Consider the following 19,092-nt stretch of genomic DNA (forward strand, 5'->3'; position numbering starts at 1 on the left):
AGAGTTCAAAAATAAAAAAGCTTTTTATGATTTTTATTTCATAGAAAGCTTTTTTGCTTATTAATAGAAAATTATTTATTAGAATTTTTTTGATAATATGAAAAATATAGAAATAATGGTAAGAAAACACCACCTGATAGAAAATTACCTATTGTAGTAGGGAGAAAATGTTTAACAAATATATCTAATAAAGAAAAATTTTCTGGAGAAAGAATCTTTCCAACAGCTATAATAAACATATTTGCCACAACGTGTTGATATCCACAAAGTACAAAAAGCATAATAGGAAACCAACAACCTAAAATTTTACCAGTGACATCATTTGAACTCATAGCCATAATAATTCCCATAACTACAAGAATATTACAGAAAAATCCACTAGCGACACATTGAGAAAAAGAAAGTCCTATTTTTGAAATTCCAGTATCTAAAAAAATTTTTTGAATAATAGGAGAGTTAAAAACTCCAGCATAGAAAGCTAAATATGCAGTAAAAAAACTTCCTAAAAAGTTTCCTATCCATACTGTAGTAAGATTTTTTATTAAGTTAGAAAATTTAAGTTCTTTTGAAAGAAAAGCAAGAGATAATAAACTATTTCCTGTAAAGAGAGATGAACCTGTAAATATACAAAGCATAAGCCCAATAGGAAATATACAAGCACCAATGAACTTTGAAAAACCAACATCAAAAGTTTGAGCAAGAGTTTGTGAAGCTGTAAAATTTCCAATGGCAGCAAGGGCAATAAACATTCCTGCTACGAAACCAGAAATAAGAGTTTTCATATTATTTTTTTCATTTCCCCGAGATATTCCCATAGAAATAACAGCAGAAGTTACTTCTGTTGGATTTAAAAAAGATTTTGACATCTAAACCTCCTAAAAATAGTAATTAAAAATTTAAACTTCTAAGTTTGCTTTACTTAGATAGCTATATTATAATCTTTACTTTTTTTGTCAACTATAATAATTGAATATTAACATAAAATTTTTTATTTGTCAACGAAGGTAAATAGTTTAAGTTCTAAAATAATAAAAGAGTTATTTAAAAAATTAACTAAAGAGGAGCTTAAGAAAATAGTTGAAGGAAAATAAAAAATAGGAGGAGATTTTATGGATCAAGTAGTAGAAGCAGTAAAATCAATGTTAGGAACAACATATATAGATAGTTATTTAGCTGAATTTGAAAGACAAAAAGGTGAAAAACTAACAGATATAGAGCAATTAGGAGTAAAATTATTTTTCTCTGGAGCAACATATGAATATGAATCTGTAGTTGAATCATTAGATAATATGGATATGAATTTATTAAGAGATATCTTAAATGATAATCAAGGTCCAGAAGAAAAAAATGATGAAATTATAGATAGTATTATCAATCTAATTAAAAATTTTGATATACCTCAAATGAAAGAGGCATTAAACTTCTTTTCTTCAAACTTTGAGAAAATAACTGTTGATAACTATATGGAAAAATTAAATCTGAAATAAAGAATTTATAATGTGATACTACTTTGGTAAGGGAGATAGAGAGATTTTATCTCCCTTTATTATTAAAATAGAGGAGTAATTATGAGAAAAGAGATTTGGGAAATTGCAATAGGCTTAAACAAAGTTGATAACTTAGTCCCCTCTGACTATTTAAGAGAGTTAATCACTAAAAATCTGTTTTGTGATGAGATGGAGAAAGAGATTTTAAAATACTATGAATTTAGAGATTTAACATTAAAAACAGAGAAAAATTTAAAAGAGTGTGATTTAGTCTCTATTAGAACAGTAAAACTTTTAGAAAATAGTGATTTTGAATTTTCTATTGAGTATTTAAAAGAGATTCATAAGAACATATTTAGTGATATTTTAAAAGAAAGTTATGTTGGAGTATTTAGAAACTATAATATCAGCAAAAATGAAAGAATTTTAAATGGCAAATCTGTAATCTATTGTGATTACAGAGAGATTATTGAATGTTTGAACTATGATTTTGAAAGAGAAAAGAAAAATAACTATAAGGTTTTATCATCAGATGAAAAAATAAAGAAATTATCTAAATTTATCTCATTTATATGGCAAGTACACCCATTTATTGAAGGTAATACAAGAACAACTGCTATATTTTTAATTAAATACTTAAAAAGTTTAGGAATTGAAATAAATGAAAATATCTTTATAGAAAATTCACAATATTTTAGAAATGCTCTTGTACTATCTAATTATGCAGATAGAGAATTGAAAATATCTAATGATTATAGGTTTTTAGTATCATTTTTTACAAAATTAATAGTAGATTATGATGAAAAATTACTATTGATAGAATCACCAGAGGTAAATCAAAAAAGAATGTATATTTGTGACTATTTTTATAGAGTTATTGATAAAATGGCACAACTTCAAATCTATTTAAATTCAGAAAAAATTAATATCTCATCTAATAGAAAGATGTTAGAGCAATTTGTGTGCATAGAGGAGTTAGATGATTTTGTAGCACTTTTAAGAGAATTGAACTTGCCAAGATATGAAGATATTAAACTTTTTGTTAAAGCAATAAAGGAAAATCATAGAGTGATGTTAAAACAGGATGAGTGTGCTAAGGTAATGGAGTTAATGATTCATAATAAAAGTCGTAAAGGGAGTATTTTTTTCCAAACTATGTAATCCATGAACTAGAGCTTGTTTTTCCTGAAGATTATAAATTTAGTAGAAAGGTTGATTTAATTAGGAAATTGATTGAGTATTTTCCAAGTTAAAGTAAATAGTAGGCTGAAAGGATTTTAACTCTTGCCAGCCTAAAATTAATAATCAAGAGATGATAAATACACAAAATTATTTACACTCTCTATTTACATTCTCATCTAATATTATATTAATTTTTTTATTTAACTAAAAAATGCTGAAAAGAAAATTACTTTTCAGCATTCTTGTATATAAACCCATATAAACCCATTATTTCTAAATTTATTTTATTTTTATTTTCATAAGAAGTTCCCCAGCTTTTACTTCTTTTCCTTTAGCAATAATATCAATTTGTTCAACTATATCTTTGTTATTAATAATTACTGGTGTTTTAACTGATGGAACTTTATTTTTTATGAATTCAAGATCATATTCTACTAATTTATCTCCTTTTTTTACTTTTTTTCCATCTTCTGCTATTCTTTTAAATCCTTGTCCACATAAGGAAACTGTATCTATTCCAAAATGTACAATTATTTCTAATCCATCGTTTGTTTCAAAACTTGTAGCATGATTTGTTTCAAATATTGTTATTTCTCCATCTACTGGAGCATATATCGCTCCTTCTACAGGGTCAATAGCACATCCATCTCCTATCATTTTCTTTGAAAAAGCTTCATCTGGAACTTCTTCTAGAGCAATAACTTTTCCATTTAAAGGAGAATATACTTCAACCCATTTTTCTTTTTCTCTCCTTTTAAAAAAATTAAATAATCCCATATTATCCTCCAATTTTATAATTTTTTTCCATTTGTTTTTATAACATTTTTATACCATTCAAAAGATTTTTTCTTATATCTCTTTCCTGTTCCTGTTCCATCATCATTTTTATCAACATATACAAATCCGTAACGTTTCTTTAATTCACCTGTTGTAAATGAAACTACATCAATACATCCCCAAGGAGTATATCCCATAACATCTACACCATCAAACTCCATAGCTTTAATCATCTCTTGAATATGAGCTTTTAAATACTCTATTCTATATGTATCATCACACTTTTTATCTTCATCAAGAATATCTATTGCTCCAAATCCATTTTCAATGATAAAAATAGGAAGCTCATATCTTTCATATAAAGTTGCAAGAGAGTATCTAAGTCCAACAGGATCTATTTGCCATCCCCATTCACTTGCTTTTACATATGGATTTTTTATTGATTTTTCTGTTGCTCCATCAAGAGATGTTGATGTATCTTTCTTTATATCAGCTTTTACAGTATTTGACATATAATAACTTATTCCTACATAATCAATTTTTCCTTCAGCTAGAATTTTTTCATCTTCCTCTTCTATTTGAAGAGTAACTCCTTGTTTTTTCCACATTGATTTTGCATAAGCTGGATAGTGTCCTCTAACTAATACATCCATAAAATAATATCTTTCATGCATCTCTTCCACTGCTGTTATAACATCTTCTGGATTACAAGAATATGGATAAATTGGTACCCAACCACACATTCCACCTATTTTAAATTCAGGATTTATCTCATGTCCTTTTTTTACAACTAATGCACTAGCAACAAATTCATGATGTGCTGCTTGGAACATAGCTTCTCTTGGATTTTGATAATCAGAAAATTTTACCCCTGAATTTGTCCAGCCAAATATATCACTAGAAGTATTTGATTGGTTATTTATCTCATTGAAAGTTATCCAATATTTAACCTTATTTTTATAACGTTCCATTACTGTTACTGCATATTTTACAAAGTAATCTATCACTTTTCTATTTATCCATCCACCATAACTTTCTGCTAAATGGTATGGCATTTCAAAATGACTTAAAGTTATTACTGGTTCAATTCCATATTTTAAAAGCTCATCAAATAAATCATCATAAAATTTCAATCCAGCTTCATTTGGAGTTTCTTCATCTCCATTAGGAAAAATTCTTGTCCAAGCTATACTTGTTCTAAAGCATTTAAATCCCATCTCTGCAAGAAGAGCTACATCCTCTTTATAGTGATGATAGAAATCTGTTGCTTCATGATTTGGATAATACTTTCCTTCAACTACACCATCTGTTATTTCACGCATTTTATCCCTTGCTCCTCCTGTCATAACATCAGCAACACTTATTCCTTTACCATCAACATTCCAAGCTCCCTCTATTTGATGAGCTGCAACAGCTCCTCCCCATAAAAAATTGTCTGGTAATTTATATCCCATATCTCTGACCTCTCTTTATTTTATTATTTTATAAAACTTTATTTTTCTTTTGGATCATCAAATCCAACAACCATAACTAGAATAATTGGAACAACAATTGCTAAAATTGATCCTATTACCATTCCTATAAATCCTTTAGTATCAGAAGGATTTATTGCATTTACTATTGTTAAAATTCCAGGAAGTCCAGCATAAGCATAATAAACTGTATTAAAGAAACTCATTACTGCTGCTGATATAGCTCCACCTACACAAGCACAAATAAATGGTTTTTTCAAACGAAGTGTAACTCCATAAAGTGTTGGTTCTGTAATTCCAAATATTCCTGTAACACTTGCTGAAAGTGCAACTTTTTTAAGCTCTCTATTTTTTGATTTAATAAAGCAACCAATTGCTGCTCCTATTTGAGCTATAACTGCTAAAGTTTGGAATGCTTGGAAAGCATCATAACCATACATACTAAAGTTTGCCATAACTATTGGTGTTATTCCCCAGTGAACTCCAAATATTACAAATATCTCCCAAAGTCCTCCTATTAAAATTCCTCCTAAAAGAGGTGCTTTTTCCATCAATAGATTAAATCCAACTGCAACTGCTTCAGCTCCACCATTTGTAAGAGGTCCAATAATTAAAATTGTAAGTGGAACCATAATTACCATACAGATAAATGGAACTAAAAGTGCTTTCATTATCTCTGGAATTCTCTTAGATAGAAAATGCTCTAAATAAGAAAGAACTAATACAAGAAATAATGGTGGAAGAACTGATGAACCATAAGTTACTCCTGAAAGATTAAAGAAAAGAAAGTTTACTACTTCACCTTCTGTAATTCTCTTTGCAATCTCTACCCAAGTTGGATTTATAAGAGCTGCACAACATGTTACAGCTATAAATGTATTACATTTAAAATGTTTTGATGCAGTTATTCCTATTAAGATTGGTAAAAATGCAAATGGTGTCCAAGAGATAAGACTTAAAATTTCATATGTTCCTGTTGTTGCAAATTGCGGCCAAAATATATTTATTAAAATCAATATCCCTTGTAATATTCCTGCTGCTGCAAGTATATAAATAAAAGGTGCAAATACTGCTGACATTGTTGCTATTATTCTATTTAATAGAGGTTGCTTTGTCTCTACTTCTTCTTCTAACATAGCTTCTACATTAAGATTTTTCATAACATTTTCATAAACTTCTCCAACATGAGTTCCTATAACTACTTGAAATTGTCCTGAATTTTCTACAACAGTTATAACTCCTATAAGCTCTTGAACCTTTTCTTTTGCTCCCTCTGGAGTCTCTTTTAAAACTAAACGAAGTCTTGTTGCACAACGAGTAGCATTTAATATATTTTCTTTTCCTCCTACTTCACGAATAATATCTTTTGCAAGTTTTGGATAATCTCTTTTTACTTGAGCCATTTTTTACCTCCATATTTTACTTGAACTGTTTTATTATTTATTAAATCAACTATAGCATAGTTTATTTTATTTTAAAACAGTTGGAGCTGAAATAGGTTCGCCGTTTCAAAAAAACTTAAAATTTTATCTATTTTTTTGTTTCATTGTTTCAAAAAATAAAAAAGAAACAGAAATATTCTAAAATCTCCATTTCTTTTTCTTTTTTTATTTTATACATCCATAATTATCTTTCTTTAAAAGACCCCAAAGAGCTTTTTCCCCTATCTTATCATAAACCTTATTTAGATTTATATTTTTCTCATACTCCATTGAAAACTCTATTCCCCATAAAATATCTAAAATATATTTCACTGAACTATAAAAAGCTGGAAATAAAAACTCTTGAAAAGTTTTAGGAGCTGAAGCAAAGAGATACTCATCTGCTATTTCTGTAAGAGTACTATTCTTATTAGCAGTTATTACTAAAATCTTAGTTTTTCTCTCTTTTAAAATCTTTGCAATTTCAACAAGACGTCCATTTTCTCCTGTATGACTTATAAAAATTGCAAAATGCTTTTCATCACTCATAAGAGCATTTATAGCCTGCATATTTGTAGCTGTATAGGTATTTGTTTTTTTTCTAGCATGAAAGTATTGACTACATCCATATTGTGTAAGATAATAATTTAGATCAAATGCATAAAAATCAACTGTTTCTGCCCTATGAATCTCCTTTGTTATTTTCTTTAATTTTTCAAAACTTAATCCTTCTGAAGTTTCTTCAATAGCTCTTTTTTGAATCTCTGTAACCTTTCTTACAATAGTTACAACATTTTCAGTAGCAACTAATTCTATATTCTCATTATTTTTTTCCATTGAAAATTTCAATTCACTCATAAATTTAAATCTAAATTCAGGATATCCCTTATACCCTAATTTTCTACAAAATCTTGTTACAGATGCTGCACTAGTAAAAGTTGCTTTTCCTAATTCTCTTGCTGACATTCTTTCTATATCTTCAGGGTGTTCTAAAATATAATTTTTTATGTCTATTTCACTTGAAGTTCCATTTATAAAATTATTAAGTTCTTTTAATATTATCATTTTTATCACCTACATAATAATTTTTTTTATTATACCATATAATTTAAATATTCAGAAAAATAAAGTTTTAAACTTCATTTTCTTTATTTTAGCAAAAATTTTTAAAAAGTTTTTATAGTTTGACTTTGAATTGAAAAGCTTTAATGGAATACATCTGATGTTATACAAAACTTATTTGGAAGTACTTATAATATATCTAGAGAGCATACTATTTGAATTCTTATGAAAAAATAAAATAAAGAATAAAATTATTTTTGACATATTCATGTCATAAAAAATTATTAAAATGAAAAAAATTATTAAAATGAAAAAAATTTTAAGGAGATAAGTAAAAGATGAAGAAGAAACACATAACAATTATTATTTGCAGTATTGTAATTTTATTTTTAGTTTTTAAACAAGTTTCAACTAAAAAGGAAAAAACTATATTTTTAACTGATAATATAAAAAGAGGGAACATAGAACAGACTGTTATAGCTACTGGAACTATTAGAAGTAATAATAGGGTAGAAGTAGGAGCTCAAGTAAGTGGAAGAATAACAAAGTTAAATGTAGTTTTAGGACAAGAGGTAAAAAAAGGTGATCTTATAGCCACTATTGATTCTATGACACAGGAAAATGATTTAGAAAAAGCAAAATCTCAGCTATCATCATATGAAAAGCAGTTAGAAAGTAAAAAGGTAAATTTAGAGGTAAAAAAATCAAAATACAATAGAGCAAGTAATCTATACAAAGTAAAATCTATCTCACAAGATGATTATGAAACAGCCAAACAGGAGTATGCAGATGCAAAAAGTGGAGTAAGTGAATTAGAAGAGTTAATAAAACAAGCAAAGATAGAGGTAAAAATGGCTGAAACAGAGCTTTCATATACAATTATTACTTCTCCAATAGATGGAGTTGTAGTTTCAATTCCAATTTCAGAAGGTCAAACAGTAAATAGTAAACAAAATACGCCAACAATAGTACAAGTTGCAGATTTGAAGAAGATGCTGATAAAACCTGAGATATCAGAGGGAGATATAACTAAATTAAAAAAAGGACAAGAGGTAGAATTTACAATACTATCTTTACCAGAAAAAATCTATAAAGCTAAGATAGATTCTATTGATCCAGCAATGACTACTTTAACAGATGATGAGTATGAAGAATCAGTAAGTGATACAGAGGCAGTTTATTACTATGCTAATGTTATAGTAGATAATATAGATAATAATTTGAGAATAGGAATGACAACTACCAATACAATAAAGGTAGCTGAAGCTAAAAATGTAATAGCTATTCCTACAACAGCTCTCTATAAAAAAGGGGATAAATATTATGTAAAAACTTTAGGTGAAAAGGAAGTAGTTGAAGAAAAAGAGGTTAAAATTGGAATAAATGACGATATTAATACAGAGATAAAATCTGGGCTAAAAGAGGGAGAGAAACTGATTTTAAGTGAGATGAAAGCAGGAGAAGGAATAGTTAAATCAACTCGTTCACCAAGATTTTAAGGAGGAAAAAAATTGAATAAGATAATAGAGATAGAAAATGTAAATAAATATTATGGTGAGGGAGAGAATAGAGTTCATATATTAAAAAATATCTCTTTTGAAATAAAAAAAGGGGAGTTTATTGCAATAATAGGACAATCAGGTTCTGGGAAATCTACTTTAATGAATATATTAGGGTGTTTAGATAGAGTTACAGATGGCTCATATAAAATAGCTGGACGAGAGATAAGTAGATTTTCTAAAGATGAGTTGTCAGAGCTAAGACAGCAAAAATTTGGTTTTATTTTTCAAAGATACAATCTTATTTCGACTTTAACAGCTCTTGAAAATGTAGCATTGCCAGCTATCTATGCTGGAGTTAGTGAAAAAGATAGAAATAGTAGAGCTGAAGAGCTTTTAATAAAGTTAGATTTAGGAAAGAGAACTAAAAATAAACCTAATCAATTATCTGGAGGGCAACAACAGAGAGTATCAATAGCTAGAGCTCTTATGAATGGAGGTGAGATAATTCTTGCTGATGAACCTACTGGGGCATTGGATTCTAAAAGTGGTGAAAAAGTAATGGAGATATTAACTAATCTTCATAAAGAGGGGCATACAATTATCTTAGTAACCCACGATAAAAATATAGCAAACTATGCTAATAGGATTATAGAGATTAAAGATGGAGAGATATATAATGATAGTACAAAAAAAGTTGAGAGAGAAGTTGAAATTATTGAAAATTCAATTAAGAAGACAGATAATGTGAAAAAAAATATATTTTACTCTAAAGCTCAATTTTTAGAGTCTTTGAAAATGGCAACTAATGCTATAATTACCCATAAGATGAGATCTATGCTTACAATGTTAGGGATAATAATTGGTATAGTCTCAATAATATGTGTTGTTGCATTGGGAAATGGATCTCAACAAGAGATATTGAATAACATAAACTCTTTAGGAACAAATACCTTAGATATTTATAATGGTAGAGGTAGAGGAGATAGAAATGCAGATAAAAATCTAAATATTAGAGATGCAGATTTTTTAAGAAAACAGGTTTATGCAGAAAGTGTTACTCCTAATATCAATGGAAGTGGAACTCTTACATATGGAAATAAGGCTTATACAGCCTCTTTAAGAGGGGTAGGAGAGGAGTATTTTAATGTAAAGGGATTGAAAGTTGATTTAGGAAAACTATTTAATAGAGATGATGTTATAAATAATAATCAAGTTGTGGTAATAGATGAAAATAGTAAGGATCAACTTTTTAATGGAAAAAATCCTATTGGAGAGATTTTAATATTTAATAAAAGACCATTGAAGATAATAGGAAGTGTAATAACAAAAAATAATATGTCAATGAACAATAGTGATCTTGTTTTGTATACTCCTTATACAACTGCTATGAACAAAATAATAGGAGACAATCATATAAATTCAATCACTATGAAGATAAAAGACAGTGTAGATATGCAAATAGCTGAAAAAGATGTAACAAATATTCTTACAATAAGACATAAGGCAAAGGATTTTTTTATAATGAATGTGGATACATTGAAAAAAACTGTTGAAAGCACTACTAATACAATGAAATTGCTTATATCTTGTATAGCCTGTATCTCACTTGTAGTAGGGGGGATAGGAGTTATGAATATTATGTTAGTATCTGTTACTGAAAGAACAAGAGAGATTGGAATAAGAATGGCAATTGGTGCAAAACAGAGAAATATTTTACAACAATTTTTAATTGAGGCAGTACTTATTTGCTTAATAGGAGGAGTTTTAGGAGTTGGAATTTCAGTAGGGTTTGGAATGATATTTAATACCTTTGTAAAAAATTTCACAATGATCTTTTCTATTTTCTCAATAGTTGCAGCAGTTTTATGCTCAACTATGATAGGCGTTATTTTTGGTTATATGCCAGCAAAAAATGCCTCAGAACTTGATCCAATAAATGCTCTTTCAAGAGATTAATAAAGGAGAATTATGAAGAAAAAAATTATTATATTAATAGCTTTAGGAGTTATCCTAGGAAGTTGTAGTAATCTAAAAAAAGATTATCAAAAGATAGATAGTGAGATAAAAACTTACAAGGAACTATCTAAAAATTATAATATTGATAGCAAATGGTGGGAAAGTTATGGAGATGAACAATTAAATAATTTAATAGAATTGGGATTAAAGAATAACAGTGACTTAGCAAAGGCAGCTATAAATATTAATAAAGCTCTATATCAAGCTAAAATTATTGGAAGTGATTTAGTTCCAGAATTTAGTGGAAATTTAGGTTCAAGTGCTTCTAAAAATATAGAGAGTGGTGGAAATTCAAATATAGATCACTCTGGAAGTTTTAATATAAGTTATGAGGTTGATCTTTGGCAGAGATTAAGAGATATGAAAGATGCTCAAGAGTGGGAGTATAAAGCAACTATTGAAGATTATGAAAAGACAAAATTAACTTTGATAAATAGTATAATTGATTCATATTTTTCTATAATCTATCTTGAAAATTATATAGAGATCAATAAAAGTATGAGTAAAAACTATTCAGACATAGAAAAAATAGTTGATAATAAATTGAGATATGGAACAGTAGATATTTTAGATAAAAAACAAGCTGAAAGAGAGGTAATTAGAAGTAATAATACTCTTATCTCTTATGAGAAGGATAAAAAGGAACAAGAATCACTTTTGCGTAACCTTTTAAATCTCAAACCAGATGATGAGTTAAAAATAGAGTATAAAGATATATTAAAAGTTAAAAATCTAGGAGTAAATTTAGATGTACCATTGAATGTAGTTGCTAGTCGTCCAGATATAAAAGCTTATGAGTACAGATTAAAAAATGCTTTTAAAGATGCAGTTGCCAGTGAGAAACAGCTTTATCCAAATATTACTATAAGTTCTGCTCTTAGTTCAAGTAGTGATAAATTTAATAACATTTTAAAAACACCAGTAGCTTTAGGAAGTGTAAGTATAAATTTGCCATTTCTCAATTGGAATGAGATTAAATGGAATATAAAAATTAGTCGTGCTGAATATGAAGAGGCAAAATTGAATTTTCAACAGGGGATAGTCACAGCTCTTAATGAGATAGATTATAACTATTTTTTATATGTTAAAGAGCAGGAAAATTATGTTAATCTAAAAAATATCAATGAATATGACAATGAAATTGCTATTAATTATGAAAGAAAATATGAAAATGGAAAGGTAGAACTTAGAGAGTGGTTATTAAGTCTCAATGATGAGGCATTATCAAGACTTAATATTATCAACTCTAAATACCAAATGATAAAAATAGAGAATACAATCTATCAAAGTATAGGTGGTATGGTTAAAAAATAATGAGAATATGAACTTATTTCTGTAAATTAGTACTTTCTACAATAAAATTTATTTTAAAGATTATTAATATACTAGTTAATTCAATATATTAAATTATAGTAATGACTCAGCTATGTAGTTTTGCTGAAAATATTGAAGATTTTCATTTTGATATGAATAAATGTCATATTTTTTATATTGAAATAGAAAAAAATTAACTATTTAAATAAAAAAATACAGACAAGTTCTTAGAAAATAAATTTTTATTAATCTAAAGTCTGGTCTGTATTTTTTATTATTTAATTTTAAAAATTTCTTTTTTATATTTATAATAAGTTTCTCTCGACAATTTTAAAAGTGAAATTACTTCAGAATCCTTTAAATTCCCATTAAAGTGCCGAGATAGTTTTTCTATTTGAACTTTCATTTCCTTCGATTTTTTAGTTTCAAAAGTTGTACCTTTTTTCATTCCTAAAACAATCCCTTGCTTTTTTCTTTCACTTAAAGCTTCCTTGGTTCTTTCTCTTAGGTCTTGAACTTCCTTTTCAAATTGATTAAAAGCTATTATAATCTGCTTTTCAGCAAGTTTTATAAGATATTCTCTAATTCCTTTTATTATAGTATCATTTAAATCATTATTTTTCCTCTATAAAATTCTTAAATAAATGACCGTTAGATTTGATACTAAATTATGTAAAATAATTATTAAAATAAATCAATTTTGATATTTTTTTAGTACAAGTTAAATTAAGTACTGTTATTAATTATCTGTATGAAAAAAATTTAGAAATAAAAAAGAAACAGGTAAATTATCAAAAATTGATAACAAAAGTAAGTTTCAGAATATTATCATTATTGCTAAAAGTTAAAAAATATTTTTTAATAAAAAAAACAATAAGAAGAAAACAGGAATCATTTTAAAAATTTATACAATGATGAGTATTTAGATAATATTTGCATTGATTAATTAGGTAACTTTGTTAAATTAGATTATATGACGAAAAAATTTGAAAAAATTGTAATAAAATTAGAATATGAAAAGGTAACTTCCATACTTTGAGACATATAAAAAAAGCTCTCAAATTTGAGAGCTTAATAATCAAATAAGTGGTGCCTAGAAAGGGACTTGAACCCTTACTCCTTCATCAGGAAACGGATTTTGAGTCCGTCGCGTCTACCATTCCGCCACCCAGGCACGTTTGCTATATAATAATATAATATTTACCCCACTTTGTCAAGCAAAATTAAAATAATTTTGTAAAACTATCTGGTATCTTACTAGAAAAATGAAGAACCTTTTTAGTAACAGGATGAACAAAAACTATTGTGCTAGCATGAAGTCCAAGACGGTTAATAGGATTTTTAGTTGAACCATATTTTTTATCTCCAACTACACTATGTCCTAAATCTTGCATATGTACACGGATTTGATTTTTTCTTCCAGTATCAATGCTGACCTCTAAAAGAGAGTAGTTTTTATTTCTTTTGATAACTTTATAGTGAGAAACTGCCTTTTTACCCTCTTTTGGATCTTGGCTAGAGTATGTTATAAAGGCTCTATTTTCTTTTAAATAAGATATAATAGTATCACTGTCTTTTTTTACAACTCCCTCTACAAGAGCCACATATGTTCTCTCTTTTACAGACTCATTCCAAGTTGTTTGTAAAATATCTTGAGCCTTTTCATTCTTAGCAAATATCATTATTCCAGAAGTGTCTCTATCTAAACGGTGAACAACAAATATTTTATTCTTAGGATTCTTATTTTTTAAATACTCTTTAAGCATATTATATGCAGTTTTTTCCCTCTCGTTATCAGTGGCTACTGATAAAATTCCATTATCCTTTTCCACAACAATTACATCATCATCTTCATATATAATAGCAACACCTTTCATATTGCTAATAGCCTCGCTTTTACCCCAATCAACAGTTACAGAATCTCCTGGCATTAAAGGGTGATTATATTGTGAGATAACCTCATCATTTACAAAAACTTTTCTCTTTGTAAGAAGTGACTTGATGCTTGTACGACTTTTTCCAGCAAGTTTCTCCATAAGAAAAGCCATTAATTCATTTTTAACTTCAACTTTAAACACTGTATTTTTTTTCTTCATTATATCCTCCTAAAATCTGTCAGACTATATTATACCACCTTTTACAAAAAAATTCTAAACTTTTCTATTTAAGTTAAAACTTTTTATAGTTGTATGGTATAATAAAGAGTGAAAAAAAGATAGGAGGGTGAAAATGGTAGAAGTTTTAAGTTGTAATAAAATAAAAAATGGTTATGAAATAGAGTTAAAAGAAAATGTTTTCTATCCTGATGGAAAGGGCGGACAATTAGGAGATAGAGGATATATTGGAGAGAGTAAAATTTTAGAGGTTAAAGAAAGTAAAGTTATTGTGGATAGAGAGCTTTCTTTAGGTGAGTATGAGTATTCAATAGATGAAAATAGAAGAAGAGATATAGCACAACAACACACAGCACAACATCTATTTTCAGCAATAGCTTACAATGATTATCAACTAAACACAGTTGGATTTAGAATGGCTGAAGAATATACAACAGTAGATTTAGATTCAAACACTATCAGTGATGAAACAATAGAGGCGTTAGAATTTAAAGCGAATGAAATTATTGAAAAGGCTATTCAATTAAAAATATACATTATGAACCATGAAGATGCAATGAAGGTTGAAGGATTGAGAAAAGCTATTAAAGATAAGGTAACTGGAGATGTTAGATTTGTAGAGATTCCAGAGGTTGATTTAGGAGCTTGTGCTGGTTTCCATGTAGAAAATACAAAGGATATTAGAGTTTTCAAACTAATCAACCATGAAAAGATAAAAGGTAACTATACAAGATTCTACTTTATAGCAGGAGATAGAGCTTTAAATGATTACAAGTTCAAGCATAACTTATCAAGAGAGCTTTGCCATAAATTTAGTTGTAAAGATAATGAAATAGTTGAAATGGTAGATAAAGTTTTAGATGAAAAGAAGAAAAGTGAAGGGGAATTAAAAAATCTAGCATCTAACTATGCTGAGTTATTAAGTGAAAAACTTATGAGAGAGGCTGAAATTATTGGAGATAATAAAGTTGTAATCTATTTAGGGGATAAGGTTGTAGGACAATTTTTAGGAAGATATGTTGATTTAGATACTTATCTTCTTATAACTGGAAATGATGAAAACTATTCATTAATGAGTAACAAGGTTAATTGTAAGGAGTTTATAAAGCATCTTATCACTACTCAAGGTGGAATCAAAGGTGGAGGAAGTGAAACTAAGGGAAATTTCAAAGGAAAAATTTCAAAAGATGAACTTTTAACTAATCTTAAAACTTTCCTTTCCTAGTTGTATTCAAATGAATTTTTTGTTATAATAATATGTTAATAATTTATAATTGGAGGAGTAATGACAGATAAAATCAATTTATTAAACCTAAATCAAAAGGAACTTGAAGATTTAGTAATATCACTTGGAATGAAAAAATTCTATGGAAAACAAATATTTAACTGGTTACATAAAAAAATAGTAAGAGATCTAAATGAGATAACAAATCTCTCATTAAAAGATAGAGAACTTTTAGGAGAAAAGGCATATATACCATTTTTAAACCTATTAAGACAACAAGTATCAAAAATTGACAAAACAGAGAAATTCTTATTTGGACTTGAAGATGGACACACAATTGAAACAGTACTTTTAAGACATAAAGACAAAAGAAATACACTTTGTATCTCTTCTCAAGTTGGTTGTCCTGTAAAATGTGCTTTCTGTGCAACTGGGCAAGATGGGTTTATTAGAAATCTTGATGTAAATGAGATTATCAACCAAGTTTATACAGTTGAAAGAAGATTAGTTAAACAAGGAAGTAACATTAATAACATAGTATTTATGGGAATGGGAGAACCTCTATTAAACTTAGACAATGTTTTAAAAGCTTTAGACATTCTTTCAAATGAAAATGGAATCAATATCTCTAAAAGAAAAATAACTATCTCTACTTCAGGAATTGTTCCAAATATTGAAAAAATACTACTTGAAAAACTTCCTATTGAATTAGCTGTATCTCTACACAGTGCAATTAATGAAAAGAGAGATGTAATTATACCTATAAATAGAGCTTATCCTTTAGAAGATCTATATGCAGTTTTACAAGAGTATCAAAGACAAACAAAACGTAGAATTACTTTTGAATATATTCTTATAAATAATTTCAATGTTTCAGATACAGACGCTAATGCTCTAGCTGATTTTGTACATGACTTTGATCACGTAGTAAACTTAATACCTTTCAATCCTGTTGCAAATACAGAGTTTGAAAGACCTTCAGATAAGAAAATAGATAAATTCTATACATTCTTAAAAGATGTAAGAAAGGTAAATGTTACATTAAGAAGAGAAAAAGGAACAGATATAGATGGAGCTTGTGGACAACTTAGACAAAAAGGAGCAAAAAAATAGTATTTTTATCCATAAGGAGCGTTGAATAATATGAAATCACCTATAAAAACAATATTAAAAGTTTTTGTTGTTCTTATTCTTCTTGGAGGACTTGCTACTGGCGGACTTGTTCTTGGAGTAATATCAAAATACTCAAAGGAGTTACCTGATATAGCTACTTTAATTGAGGATTACTCACCTTCTCTCCCTACAGTATTGTATGATAGAAATGGTGAGGTAATTGATACTATTTATAGAGAGTCAAGAGACAGTGTAAAATTAAAAGAGGTTCCACTTTATAGTAGAAATGCTTTTTTAGCAATTGAGGATAAACAATTTTATTCACACCATGGAATACATTTAAAAAGACTTTTTGGAGCTATTGTAGCTAATATAAAAAGTGGACGTGCTGTTCAAGGGGCTAGTTCTCTTACTCAACAACTTGCCAAAAATGCCTTTCTTTCACATGAAAGAAAGTTATCAAGAAAGATAAAAGAGGCTATAATTACTTTTGAAATAGAGAGAAAGTATACTAAAGATGAGATTTTGGAAAAATATTTGAACGAGATCTACTTTGGTTCAGGAGCTTATGGAATAAAAACAGCAGCTAAACAATTTTTTAGAAAAGATATATCTAAAATCAATTTAGCTGAATCAGCAATGTTAGCAGGGATACCTAACAGACCTGAAAAATATAATCCTAGAAAGAATTTGAAAGCATCTTTACAAAGAATGAATCTTATTCTTTCAGAGATGTATAATGATGGTTTGATAACAAAAGAGGAATATGATACAGCAAGTAATTGGAAGTTTATAAATGAAGATGATCTGCCAAAAGATTTTAAACTTGATGATAATACAACTATTATTTACAATAAGAAAACTAATGTTGTAACAAACTACCCTGATTTTACAAATTTAGCTGAAGAATTTTTAGTTGATACCTTTGGTGAAGGTAAAGTTTATACTGAAGGGCTAAAAGTTTATACAACTCTTGATGTTAAGATGCAAAAAGTTGCAAAGGAAACTTTTGAAAACTATGATTTCTTTAAGAAAAACCCTAAACTTCAAGGTGGAATGGTAACTATTGATCCTGATAATGGGCATGTTATCTCTATTGTTGGAGGGCGTAACTTTAAATCTGGAAACTTTAACAGGGCAACTATGGCTAAAAGACAGTTGGGATCATCATTAAAACCTTTCCTTTACCTATCAGCTATGGAAAATGGAATGGAGATGAACTCTGTTGTAGACGATTCATTTATCTCTTTTGGAAATTGGATACCTAAAAACTATGGTAGCAGATATTCTCACAATGTAACTCTTTTAAATGCACTAGATAGATCGTTAAATATTGTTTCTATTAAACTTTTAGAGAAAGTTGGAACAAAGACATTTATAGAGATGATGGGGAAAATAGATCCTAACTTACAAATACCTGATAACTTAACAGCATCATTAGGATCTTTTGAAAATACACCACTACAACATGCTATTGACTACTCTATCTTTGCAAATGGAGGTTATGTTGTAGAACCTGTAACTGTAATAAAAGTTGAAGATAGATATGGAAATTTAGTATATGAAAATACACCAAAGAGAGAGAAAGTCTTTGATAGTGTAAATACAAGTATAATTACCTTTATGCTTGAAAGTTCTGTAAGACATGGAAGTTCAAATAGAGCCTCTGTATTTACTAAAAATAAAGAGAGAATTGAGCAAGGGGGAAAAACTGGTACTACTAATGAAAATAGAACTATTTGGTTTGCTGGTATAACTCCTGATTATGTAACAACTATCTATATAGGTTATGATGACAACAAGCCTATCAAGGGAAATGTAACAGGGGGAACAGGAGTTGCTCCTATGTGGGCTAAATACTATCAAACCCTTATAAATAAAGGGTTGTATCTTCCTACAACATTCTCTTTCTTAGATAGCCACTTAAAAAATGGAGATCTTTATACACAAACTATGACTGTTAATAATGGACTTCTTTCTAATAAAGGACGTGAGTTTTTAGTTAGAAAGGGAAGTTTAGAGTTAGAAAGTGCTGCTAAATATGAAAATGGTATCGCAGGTATTTTCGGTCAAGGAGGATTGAAGCCTTCTGAATCTTTTGATAGTAGCAATGATTTTAACAATAACTTTAATAATAATTTTGATGTAGAAGATGAAGAGAAAGCACCAGAAAACTCTACTGCTACTGACTCACTATTTAATAGACTTTTAGGAAACTAAAATAAAAAAAAAGCTGTTGAAAATCTTTTTGATTTCTTCAGCTTTTTTTATTTGTAAAATATTTAAGGATTATTTTTATCTTAATATTAAGTTGATGTAGTAGAGTTTTTCTTTTAATTGATATTAAATAAATTTTAGTATTTGATAATGATTTATGATATAATATTGAATGGAAAATAAATGAATG

Annotated in this window: 15 protein-coding genes and 1 tRNA gene; 8 read left to right on the plus strand and 8 right to left on the minus strand. The window is 28.1% G+C overall.

Features of this window, described 5'->3' with window-relative positions; all coding sequences use genetic code 11:
- Positions 1-71 precede the first annotated feature (71 nt).
- The gene (locus tag I6E31_02345; GenBank protein MCF2638809.1) at positions 72-866 is read right to left on the minus strand and encodes a formate/nitrite transporter family protein; all 795 of its coding nucleotides are present in this window, start codon (positions 864-866) and stop codon (positions 72-74) included.
- Positions 867-1,109: 243 nt separating this feature from the next.
- Between I6E31_02345 and I6E31_02350 the strand changes: the two genes are divergently transcribed.
- Both I6E31_02350 and I6E31_02355 read left to right on the plus strand, forming a co-directional pair.
- Positions 1,110-1,487 carry a hypothetical protein gene (locus I6E31_02350; protein ID MCF2638810.1) on the plus strand — a complete coding sequence of 126 codons (378 nt, stop codon included), beginning with the start codon at positions 1,110-1,112 and terminating at the stop codon, positions 1,485-1,487.
- An 81-nt stretch (positions 1,488-1,568) separates the two neighbouring features.
- Positions 1,569-2,648 carry a Fic family protein gene (locus tag I6E31_02355; protein MCF2638811.1) on the plus strand — a complete coding sequence of 360 codons (1,080 nt, stop codon included), beginning with the start codon at positions 1,569-1,571 and terminating at the stop codon, positions 2,646-2,648.
- 300 nt (positions 2,649-2,948) lie between these two features.
- Here the strand turns inward: I6E31_02355 and I6E31_02360 are convergent, their stop codons facing one another.
- The 4 genes from I6E31_02360 to I6E31_02375 all read right to left on the minus strand — a co-directional run bounded on the left by I6E31_02360 (position 2,949) and on the right by I6E31_02375 (position 7,404).
- Positions 2,949-3,446, minus strand: a complete 498-nt coding sequence (locus I6E31_02360) for a PTS glucose transporter subunit IIA (GenBank protein MCF2638812.1) — start codon at positions 3,444-3,446, stop codon at positions 2,949-2,951.
- Between the two features lie 14 nt (positions 3,447-3,460).
- Positions 3,461-4,900 carry a 6-phospho-beta-glucosidase gene (locus I6E31_02365; GenBank protein MCF2638813.1) on the minus strand — a complete coding sequence of 480 codons (1,440 nt, stop codon included), beginning with the start codon at positions 4,898-4,900 and terminating at the stop codon, positions 3,461-3,463.
- A gap of 38 nt (positions 4,901-4,938) precedes the next feature.
- A complete protein-coding gene (locus tag I6E31_02370) occupies positions 4,939-6,321 on the minus strand; it encodes a PTS transporter subunit EIIC (protein ID MCF2638814.1) in 1,383 nt (460 codons plus the stop codon).
- A gap of 204 nt (positions 6,322-6,525) precedes the next feature.
- Positions 6,526-7,404 (minus strand): MurR/RpiR family transcriptional regulator, encoded by an 879-nt coding sequence (locus tag I6E31_02375; GenBank protein ID MCF2638815.1) that lies wholly within the window; start codon positions 7,402-7,404, stop codon positions 6,526-6,528.
- A gap of 335 nt (positions 7,405-7,739) precedes the next feature.
- Here I6E31_02375 and I6E31_02380 point away from each other — a divergent pair, with 335 nt between their 5' ends.
- From I6E31_02380 to I6E31_02390, 3 genes are read left to right on the plus strand one after another with little or no spacing between them, the layout of a single operon-like run.
- The gene (locus I6E31_02380) at positions 7,740-8,900 is read left to right on the plus strand and encodes an efflux RND transporter periplasmic adaptor subunit (GenBank protein ID MCF2638816.1); all 1,161 of its coding nucleotides are present in this window, start codon (positions 7,740-7,742) and stop codon (positions 8,898-8,900) included.
- 21 nt (positions 8,901-8,921) lie between these two features.
- The gene (locus tag I6E31_02385; GenBank protein MCF2638817.1) at positions 8,922-10,859 is read left to right on the plus strand and encodes a MacB family efflux pump subunit; all 1,938 of its coding nucleotides are present in this window, start codon (positions 8,922-8,924) and stop codon (positions 10,857-10,859) included.
- 12 nt (positions 10,860-10,871) lie between these two features.
- Positions 10,872-12,233, plus strand: a complete 1,362-nt coding sequence (locus I6E31_02390) for a TolC family protein (protein MCF2638818.1) — start codon at positions 10,872-10,874, stop codon at positions 12,231-12,233.
- 274 nt (positions 12,234-12,507) lie between these two features.
- On the opposite strand, the gene I6E31_02395 is transcribed toward I6E31_02390, so the two are convergent.
- The 3 genes from I6E31_02395 to I6E31_02405 form a co-directional block, all read right to left on the minus strand.
- A complete protein-coding gene (locus tag I6E31_02395) occupies positions 12,508-12,681 on the minus strand; it encodes a hypothetical protein (protein MCF2638819.1) in 174 nt (57 codons plus the stop codon).
- Between the two features lie 639 nt (positions 12,682-13,320).
- Positions 13,321-13,407, minus strand: a tRNA-Leu gene (locus I6E31_02400).
- Positions 13,408-13,456: 49 nt separating this feature from the next.
- Complete coding sequence (locus I6E31_02405; GenBank protein ID MCF2638820.1) at positions 13,457-14,329, minus strand: RluA family pseudouridine synthase; 873 nt, start codon at positions 14,327-14,329, stop codon at positions 13,457-13,459.
- Between the two features lie 133 nt (positions 14,330-14,462).
- On the opposite strand from I6E31_02405, the gene I6E31_02410 reads away from it, so the two are divergent.
- The 3 genes from I6E31_02410 to I6E31_02420 are packed head-to-tail and all read left to right on the plus strand — an operon-like array spanning position 14,463 to position 18,905.
- Positions 14,463-15,572, plus strand: a complete 1,110-nt coding sequence (locus tag I6E31_02410; GenBank protein MCF2638821.1) for an alanyl-tRNA editing protein — start codon at positions 14,463-14,465, stop codon at positions 15,570-15,572.
- A gap of 60 nt (positions 15,573-15,632) precedes the next feature.
- Positions 15,633-16,685 carry a 23S rRNA (adenine(2503)-C(2))-methyltransferase RlmN gene (gene rlmN, locus I6E31_02415; protein ID MCF2638822.1) on the plus strand — a complete coding sequence of 351 codons (1,053 nt, stop codon included), beginning with the start codon at positions 15,633-15,635 and terminating at the stop codon, positions 16,683-16,685.
- A 30-nt stretch (positions 16,686-16,715) separates the two neighbouring features.
- Positions 16,716-18,905, plus strand: a complete 2,190-nt coding sequence (locus I6E31_02420) for a penicillin-binding protein (protein ID MCF2638823.1) — start codon at positions 16,716-16,718, stop codon at positions 18,903-18,905.
- Positions 18,906-19,092: the final 187 nt, after the last annotated feature.

The sequence above is a fragment of the Fusobacterium varium genome, assembly GCA_021531615.1.
Lineage (GTDB): Bacteria > Fusobacteriota > Fusobacteriia > Fusobacteriales > Fusobacteriaceae > Fusobacterium_A > Fusobacterium_A varium_C.